The sequence below is a fragment of the Psychroserpens damuponensis genome (assembly GCF_000826655.1).
Classification (GTDB): Bacteria; Bacteroidota; Bacteroidia; order Flavobacteriales; family Flavobacteriaceae; genus Psychroserpens; species Psychroserpens damuponensis.
In genome coordinates this window covers 1-409 of record NZ_JXJO01000027.1, presented here as the reverse complement: position 1 = coordinate 409, position 409 = coordinate 1, and the positions used below count along the sequence as shown (strand labels likewise).

Genomic DNA, 409 nt, shown 5'->3' with positions numbered 1-409 from the left:
CAATCGGCAACAGTAACTATTACTTTTATTCCAACGGCTAATGCTGGAGCGGATGGTGCTATTGATTTATGCTTAGATAATGACCCAATAGATTTATTTACTATTCTTGGTGGTGCTCCTGAAACTGGTGGAACGTGGTCGCCTGCGCTTGCAAGTGGTTCTGGAATTTTTGATCCTACTATAGATACTGCTGGTGTGTACACTTATACGATTGCTTCAAATCCGCCTTGTGAAGATTCAACGGCAGCGGTTACGGTAACCACTGCTATTCCTCCAAATCCTGGAACCGATGCTACTCTCGATTTATGTACTAATAATGACCCAATTGATTTATTTACTGTGCTTGGTGGTGCTCCTGAAACTGGTGGAACATGGTCGCCTGCGCTTACTAGTGGCTCTGGAATTTTTG

The 409-nt window shown here is 43.5% G+C and carries 1 pseudogene; it reads left to right on the top strand.

Annotated features, from left to right (window positions below):
* Nucleotides 1–409, top strand: a pseudogene (locus TD29_RS18560) (hypothetical protein); the annotation flags it as partial.